This is a genomic window from Nonomuraea lactucae (genome assembly GCF_003313395.1).
Classification (GTDB): domain Bacteria; phylum Actinomycetota; class Actinomycetes; order Streptosporangiales; family Streptosporangiaceae; genus Nonomuraea; species Nonomuraea lactucae.
The window spans coordinates 1-825 of the sequence record NZ_QNFZ01000376.1; the positions used below are offsets into that span (position 1 = coordinate 1).

1 protein-coding gene is annotated in these 825 nt (G+C 78.8%); it reads left to right on the plus strand.

Going from position 1 to position 825, the window contains the following annotated elements; genetic code table 11:
* Nucleotides 1-15 precede the first annotated feature (15 nt).
* A complete protein-coding gene (locus DQW85_RS22055) occupies nt 16-774 on the plus strand; it encodes an NAD(P)H-binding protein (protein WP_240197345.1) in 759 nt (252 codons plus the stop codon).
* The last annotated feature ends 51 nt before the right edge of the window (nt 775-825 follow it).

Consider the following 825-nt stretch of genomic DNA (forward strand, 5'->3'; position numbering starts at 1 on the left):
CTCGCGCCGGGCGGTCTGGCACCGGACAGCCCCGCGCCGGGCGGCCCCGAATCCGGTGGTTCCGCGCCGGGCGAGGTGCGGCACCGGCGGGCCGATCTCGCCGAGCCCGGGAGCCTGCGCGGCGTGCTCGACGGGGCCGAGGCGCTGTTCCTGCTCGTCGCCGGCGAGGATCCGGTCGGCGTCCTCGACCTCGCCGCCGAGAGCGGGGTGCGGCGGGTCGTGCTGCTCTCCTCGGTGGGCGCGGCGACCCGCCCGCGGGCGTACCGCCACCCGGCGGCCTTCGAGGACGCCGTGCGGCGCTCGGGCCTGGCCTGGACGATCCTGCGGCCAGGAGGGTTCGCCTCGAACGCCTTCGCCTGGGCCGACGACATCAGGGCGCGGCGGACGGTCACCGCGCCGTTCGGCGACGTCGGGCTGCCGGTCGTCGACCCCGCCGACATCGCCGAGGTCGCCGCCGTGACCCTGCGGGGGGCGGGCCACTCGGGCCGCGCGTACGAGCTCACCGGGCCCGCGCCGATCAGCCCGCGCGAGCAGGCCGCTGCGATCGGCGAGGCGCTGGGCGAGGCGGTGCGCTTCGACGGGCAGACGCGGGAGGAGGCCCGCGAGCGGATGCTGCGGTTCATGCCTGAGCCCGTCGTGGAGGCCACCCTGGCCGTCCTGGGCGAGCCGACGGCCGCCGAGCAGAAGGTGAGCCCGGACGTCGAGCACCTCCTCGGCCGCCCGCCGCGCGCGTTCGCCGACTGGACCGCCCGCAACATCGCGGCCTTCCGGTGAGCCAGCCCCGGCCGGCCGACTGGGCTGACCGCCGCGGCCCCGACCGGCGCG